This is a genomic window from Phenylobacterium sp. CCH9-H3 (assembly GCF_001557235.1).
Classification (GTDB): Bacteria; Pseudomonadota; Alphaproteobacteria; order Caulobacterales; family Caulobacteraceae; genus Phenylobacterium.
This window is the reverse complement of the sequence record NZ_LSJI01000243.1, coordinates 1-482: the sequence shown is the minus strand read 5'-3', so window position 1 is coordinate 482 and position 482 is coordinate 1. Positions and strand designations below refer to the sequence as shown.

General features: G+C 71.4%; 1 protein-coding gene. It reads right to left on the bottom strand.

Going from position 1 to position 482, the window contains the following annotated elements; translation table 11 throughout:
* Positions 1-412, bottom strand: a 412-nt coding sequence (locus AX721_RS21400) for an RpiB/LacA/LacB family sugar-phosphate isomerase (protein ID WP_068878001.1), incomplete at its 3' end; no start/stop codon positions are given.
* Between the last annotated feature and the right edge of the window lie 70 nt (positions 413-482).

The following is a 482-nucleotide window of genomic DNA, read 5'->3' as shown; positions in this document are numbered from 1 at the left end:
CCCGCCGCACATGCCGCTCGCCCCCGAACGGCGTGGCCAGGAACGCCGCCACACAGGCCTTGGCCATCTCCACCCCGATCAGCCGCGCGCCCAGGGCGATGACGTTGGCGTCGTTGTGCTCCCGCGCCAGCGCCGCCGACAGCGGCTCCGACACCAGGGCGCAGCGCACCGCCGGGTTGCGGTTGACCGCGATCGAGATCCCGATCCCGCTGCCGCACGCCGCCACGCCGAAATCGGCCCGCCCCGCCGCCACGTGCGCGGCCAGCCGATAGCCATAGTCGGGATAGTCCACCGACGTCCCGCCGTCCTCCGGCCCCAGGTCGTCCACCTCGTGCCCCTGCGCCCGCAGCCAGGCCGCAAGCTCCCCCTTCATCCCGAAGGCCGCATGGTCCGAAGCAATGGCGATCCGCATCCGTCTTGATCCAATCCCAAGTGTTCTCTATACGTTCTTCACCTCCCCCGCGAAGCGGCGGGAGGGGGAC